The 6,482-nt window shown below is 44.7% G+C and carries 4 protein-coding genes; 3 read left to right on the top strand and 1 reads right to left on the bottom strand.

What is annotated here, in order from left to right; translation table 11 throughout:
- Window positions 1–89: 89 nt before the first annotated feature.
- The 3 genes from B0E43_RS17455 (at window position 90) to B0E43_RS17445 (ending at window position 5,489) form a co-directional block, all read left to right on the top strand.
- Entirely contained in the window at window positions 90–626 is a 537-nt protein-coding gene (locus B0E43_RS17455) for a hypothetical protein (RefSeq protein WP_077352140.1), read from the top strand.
- 89 nt (window positions 627–715) lie between these two features.
- Window positions 716–2,635, top strand: a complete 1,920-nt coding sequence (locus B0E43_RS17450; protein ID WP_077352138.1) for a M14 family metallopeptidase — start codon at window positions 716–718, stop codon at window positions 2,633–2,635.
- Between the two features lie 10 nt (window positions 2,636–2,645).
- Window positions 2,646–5,489, top strand: a complete 2,844-nt coding sequence (locus B0E43_RS17445; protein ID WP_077352136.1) for a S9 family peptidase — start codon at window positions 2,646–2,648, stop codon at window positions 5,487–5,489.
- Window positions 5,490–5,616: 127 nt separating this feature from the next.
- On the opposite strand, the gene B0E43_RS17440 is transcribed toward B0E43_RS17445, so the two are convergent.
- Entirely contained in the window at window positions 5,617–6,411 is a 795-nt protein-coding gene (locus B0E43_RS17440) for a thymidylate synthase (protein ID WP_077352134.1), read from the bottom strand.
- Between the last annotated feature and the right edge of the window lie 71 nt (window positions 6,412–6,482).

Genomic DNA, 6,482 nt, shown 5'->3' with positions numbered 1-6,482 from the left:
ACTTTTTTGTTTTCAGTTATTTTTTTTAAAATACATTAAACTGTATTTCAAATTTTTAAAAATGTATATTTTCGTATACTTTTGAATCTATGCAGAAAATGACCCTATTCCGAAGATTTTTTTCATTGGCCCTTTTGGGGCTGGCACTTGCAATTCCTCTTGATTATGGAGATGCTTTGGCACAGCAAAATCCAAACCCCAGTGAAATAAATCTTTCTGTAGTTCAATATCATAGGTTGAGCCTTCATAAACTGATTGCTTCTTCAGATTCTGGTGATTTCACCAAAGTGGAAGAACTTGAGCTTTCTCCCCTGACTACAATTGAAGAAAACATTGCCAGGAACCTGGACTCCCATTGGGCTTGGCCAGAATATACCCTTGAAATGATCGATAGCTATTCCCCCTTTCTTTTCCGGACCAAAAAAAGCCAGAGCCTGGAGGAGGTAATCGTTCAGTTGCAGGTCAATTCCAAAGGTCGTTTAATCGGATTTGAAGTGATGGGAGAGGTGGACAAAGGTTTGAAAGAACGCTTAGACCATATGATCCGCAAACTGCCTGACTGCAAGCCTGTACCGGGTTTTACTACTTATCCTCCTGAAAAATTCGAGTTGACAATCAGAAAATAGCAAGGCCGGTTAATCCGGTCTTTTTTTTAAGCGGTGTGACAAGCTTTGGTGGGCTTTCTTATTTTTAACCAACCAACCTTACTCAACCCATGAAAAAAATCACCCTATTTACGGCAGCTTGCCTTGCCTCTGGCATTTCTGCTGCCCAGGTCAGACCATTTGAGCCTGAAAAGCTCTTTCCTGAAAAAAGCGAAAAAGTCAAATTTTATACGGTTTCCGGTGAAAGACATGGGCCTTCCTTTTTCAAGAAGTTTCAGTTTCCTGAAGTTGAATATACCCCGGGTGAAAAGCTCAGCTTTGACAAGTACCATACCGTGGATGTCATGTACGCCTGGTACGAAAAATGGGCTGCTCAATATCCCGAGATTGTGGACCTCTATGTGATTGGCCATTCCTTTGAAGGGAGACCGATCTATCAGATGACTCTTACCAATAAGAAAACAGGTAAAGACACGGATAAGCCAGCCGCATATTTTGAGGGTGGGAGGCACTCCGGAGAAATTACTTCCAGCGAATCAATCCTTTGGCTGACCCAGCATTTGCTCGAAAGTTATGGCAAAGACTCTGAGATCACGGCTTTGATTGATTCCAAGGCTATTTACCTCCGCCCGCAAAACAATCCTGATGGCTCCAATATGTATTTGTTTACGGAGCAAAGAAACAGAAGTACCGTCCGGCCAAATGACAACGACAGAGACGGCCTCTTGGACGAAGATCCGGAAGAGGACCTGGACGGAGATGGCATCATCTATCAGTTGAGAAAAAAGGCTGAAACTGCTGAAGAAAAGGAGAAAGCCAGCTTTATAATCGATCCAAAAGATCCCAAAGGAAGGCTGATGAAAAGAACTTTCCCCAGAAAAGGAGAATATCTGGTTTACACTGAAGGGATCGACAATGACGGGGACGGTTCGTACAATGAAGATGGAGTGGGAGGTTTGGATCTGCATCGTAATTATCCAGAAAACTGGAGACCTAATACCGGAGGAGATTTGACAGGTCGTGGTTATACTCAAGGCGGTGCAGGGGAATATCCTCTCAGCGAAGCGGAAACCCGCTCCACCGTACTTTGGATCCTAAGCCATCCGAATGTTTCGGTGGTCAATTCCATGGACACCAGTGTTCCGATGCACTTGAGACCACCGTCCACTTCCAAATCTGTGGAGCGGATGTACCCACAGGATTTGGCGATTTATAAGGAAATGGATCAGCTAGGACTTTCATTTACCGCATACCCTTGGGCAGGGGATGTTTATGAAACCTATTCCACCCGCTACAAAGTAAACACCATGACAGGTGATCCTCTGAAACCCGAACCGCTTTTCGGTCACGGACCTGATTTTGGCTATTTCTATTTTGGCAGTATCTGGTATGGTGACGAGCTTTGGAACAACGGAGCGATGAAGGATTACGACGGGGATGGGATTTATGACCAATACGACGGGCTGATGTGGGATGATGAAGCAAATGGCAGCAAAGGTTTCAAACCTTGGACATCGATGACCCATCCAGTTTTGGGTCAGGTGGAAATTGGTGGATTTCATCCCAAATTTTTCAGCCAAAACGGCCCTGCATGGCAACTGGAAAATTGGGCTAAAAAGCAGGCCTTGTTTAATTTGGCTATGGCCAAAAAACTTCCTCAGCTTACTATTGCAGACATGAAGGTGAATAAGCTTTCAGGTGGAGAATTTGAAATCACACTTGAATGGAGCAATACGGGCCAACTTCCGGTTGCTTTGGAACAAGCCAAGTTGGTGAAAATCGTGCAGGAAGACCGTGTTTCACTGGAATTTGACAAGGAATTGACCAAAGGCTTCGAAAAGGCCAAAGTAATTATTACTTCGCCGACCTTGTTTGACAAAACTATCTATTCTGGATATACCGGTGTAGGAGAGAAGAAGTCCGCGACTTTCAGAGTGAAAGTGGAAGGGAGTGAAGCTGTCAAAGGAAAAATCAAACTTTCTTCCACCCGAGGAGGATATTTGGAAAGAGAATTTACCCTAAACCAATAACTAGTTTACCATGCTTAAAAAGTACAGCCTTGGACTGTTTCTGGTATTGATTTTTGCTGCGCAAAGTAATTTTGCGCAGCAAAAAAGGTCCCTGACACATGCCGATTACGATGGATGGGAGAGCCTTTCCTCCGAAAAGATCACCAAAAACGGGCAATTTGTCGGATATCAGATCAGCCCTCAGGATGGAGATTCGCGGTTGGAGATTTTTCCTTTTTCCAAACCGGCCAGCAAAACTGTAATTCAGCGAGGGATCGGATTTTCATTTTCTGCGGATGATGCATTTGCAGTTGGAAAGATCGCTCCGCAAAAAGACTCGGTTCGGGTGATGAAGCTGAAAAAGAAAAAGGCGGACGACCTGCCCAAGGACAGTTTGTTTATCCTTCAGCTTTCCACCGGGAAAATCGAAAAACTGGCCAGAGTGAAATCCTTTGCCATTCCTACAGAAAAGGGCAGCTGGATTGCGGTTCATTTCGAGAAAGATTTGCCCAAAAAGGCAGATCCCGCAGATTCTACCAAAACAGATTCTACCAAATCTGACTCCACCAAAAAAGCAGACAAACCCAAAAAGACAGACGGAACCAAACTTTTGGTCAGGAATCTTGAAGGAACCACTTCCTGGGAATTTGAGCGTGTGAAATCTTTCGGTTTTGCACAAAACGGTGATTTTCTCCAGTACGCTTTGGCCGAAGAAGACACCTTGGACAATTCAGCACTTTATGTCCTGAATTTGGCTACCGGCGAAAGTAAACTTGTTCACGAAAAGATGACCACCTATTCAGGTTTGACTTTTTCACCACAGTCAAAATACCTGAGTTTTATCGCGACGGATGACTCTCTGAAACACAAAAAGCCGGTTCACGAACTCCATTTATATAATGTAACCGCAGGCACCTTCTCCCAGAAAGTGGAAAAATCCACCCCGGGAATCATGGAAGGTGGTCGGATTAGTCCGGATGGCAGCATCCGATTTTCTGAAGATGAAAGCCGGATGTTTTTTGGAGTAGCCCAAGATTATGTAGATTATGATTATGCCAACGACACAACCATTTTGGATGAGGAGCGGGTGAGCTTGGATATCTGGGGTTGGCAGGATGCTGAAATCCAGCCTATGCAATTGGTATCCAAGTCTTCGGACGAGAAAAAGTCCTTCCTGGCTTTGCTGGAAACGACTACTGGCAAGGTGATTCAGCTTGGAAACGAACAACTGGAAAACGTGACTTTGGAAAATAAAATCACTCAAGATGTTGCCCTTGCATGGACAGATAGCCCTTATCGTAGAGCCTACAGTTGGGATATTCAAATCGGAAGAGATGTGTATTTGCTTGATTTCAAAACTGGTAAATCCACATTGATCGAAAAAAATGCCCCTGGTTTTGCCCAGCTTTCACCCGAAGCTAGGTATGCTTACTGGTACGATAGCCGGGACAGTTCCTGGGTCGCCTATGACCTGACTGCCAAAGCAAAAATCAATCTGACTGAATCCCTTAAAGTTTCTTTTTACGAGGAATTGCACGATTCACCATCCTTGCCAGGAAATTATGGTGCAGAGGGTTGGTTAGTTGGTGATGCGGCTATTTTGATCAATGACCGATACGATATCTGGAAAATTGACCCGAGAAATCCATCAGCTGCGGTAAACCTTACCCTTGGAGAGGGAAGAAAAAACCAAATTACGTTTCGAAGGGAACGGCTGAAATTCGATGAGACTTCTATCGATCCCAAAGAACCCTTGATACTTTCGGCTTTCAATGAACAAAGCAAAGATTCGGGATTTTATACCACAGGATTGGAAGGAAAGTCTACCCCAAAACAGCTTCTGATGTCAGCTCACAACTATTTTGGTCTGACGAAAGCTAAAGAATCAGAGGAGGTATTGGTCAGAAAAAGTTCTTACACTGAAAATCCGAATGTCTTTTTGGGAGAGTTGACGTTCAAGAATTTGACAAAAGCATCTTATCTCAATCCCCAGCAAGCTAATGTGAAATGGGGATCTGTTGAATTGATTTCTTACCTGGCCAATGACGGGACACCGCTTCAGGGTTTGCTTTTCAAACCTGAAGGATTTGATCCGGGCAAAAAGTATCCTTTAATGACCTATTTCTACGAGCGAAACAGCGATACTTTCCATGTCTATCGTCCGCCTGCACCGAGTCGATCAACGGTGAACATTCCGTTTTTCGTAAGTAATGATTACCTGGTTTTTGTACCGGATATCAAGTACGACTTGGGCCTTCCGGGACCAAGTGCCTACAATTGCATCATTCCAGGTGTTCAGGCTGTGATTGCAAAAGGTGGCGTCGATGTGGCAAATATGGCCATCCAAGGCCAAAGCTGGGGAGGCTACCAAGTGGCGTACCTGATCACTCGAACCAACATGTTCAAAGCTGCGGGAGCTGGCGCGCCAGTGGTCAACATGACTTCAGCTTACGGCGGAATCCGTTGGGGAACGGGTATGAGCCGCATGTTCCAATACGAGCAGACGCAATCTAGGATCGGTGGAACGCTTTGGGAGAAGCCTTTGTATTTCCTGGAAAATTCCCCCTTGTTTACCATGGACAGAGTGGAGACTCCAGTGTTGATCATGCATAATGATGCGGATGGATCGGTGCCTTGGTATCAGGGGATCGAGATGTTTATGGCTTTGAAGCGACTCGATAAGCCTGCATGGTTGCTTCAGTACAATGGCGAAGACCATAACTTGGTGCAGCGCAAAAACGCCAAAGATTTGTCAGTCCGGCTGAGTCAGTTTTTTGACCACTATCTGAAAGGCGCCCCTGCACCGCTCTGGATGACTGAAGGGCTTCCTGCGGTGGAAAAAGGGAAGACTCTTAAATATGAATTAGGCAATTGAAAGCAAAAAGCCCCGAATTGGAGAAATTCGGGGCTTTTTGCTTTTAAGATTTTAACTTTTCCAAAGTTTTGAAATTCTACTTTTGATTGGGGAAATCTCAAATTTTGAATTTTGAATTTCAAATCAATCAAACCGCTACCGCTGCCTTGATATGCGGGTGCGGATCATAGCCTACCAGTTCAAAATCTTCATACTCAAATTCGAAAATATCCTTCACTCGTGGATTGATTTTCATCGTAGGAAGCGGTCTGATTTCTCTGCTGAGTTGAAGTTCTGTCTGCTCAAGGTGATTGGAATACAAGTGAGCGTCACCAAACGTATGGACAAAGTCTCCCACTTCCAGATCGCAAACCTGAGCTACCATCATCGTAAACAGCGCATAGGAAGCGATATTAAAAGGAACTCCCAAAAATACATCCGCACTGCGCTGATAAAGCTGACAGGAGAGTTTGCCATCGGCGACATAAAATTGGAAAATCGTATGACAAGGGGGAAGGGCCATATTGTCCACATCGGCTACATTCCATGCACTTACAATATGTCGACGACTGTCCGGTTTGGTTTTGATCTGATGGATCAGGTTTTTGATCTGGTCGATTTCCCCGCCTTTTCCGTCAGGCCAATGTCTCCACTGGTAGCCATAGACTGGGCCTAAATCCCCGTTTTCATCAGCCCATTCGTCCCAAATCGAAACTCCGTTGGCTTTCAACCAAGTAATGTTGCTTTCTCCTCTGAGAAACCACAACAACTCGACGATAATGGATCGAAGATGAACCTTTTTGGTGGTGACCACCGGGAATCCATCCGCTAAATTGAATCTCATTTGATGTCCGAATATGCTGATGGTTCCGGTGCCGGTCCGGTCAGTTTTTTTGACTCCTTCACTCAGGATCCGTCTCATCAAATCGTGGTACTGCTGCATGTTTTAAGGGGATATTCTTTGGCGGCAAGTTAAGTGATTCGAATAATTTTTAAACAATCCAGTCACTTTGG

Origin of the sequence: Algoriphagus sp. A40 (assembly GCF_002002735.1) — a bacterium.
Classification (GTDB): Bacteria; Bacteroidota; Bacteroidia; order Cytophagales; family Cyclobacteriaceae; genus Algoriphagus.
Note: the sequence above shows the minus strand (reverse complement) of the source record. Positions and strands in the feature narration are given on the sequence as shown.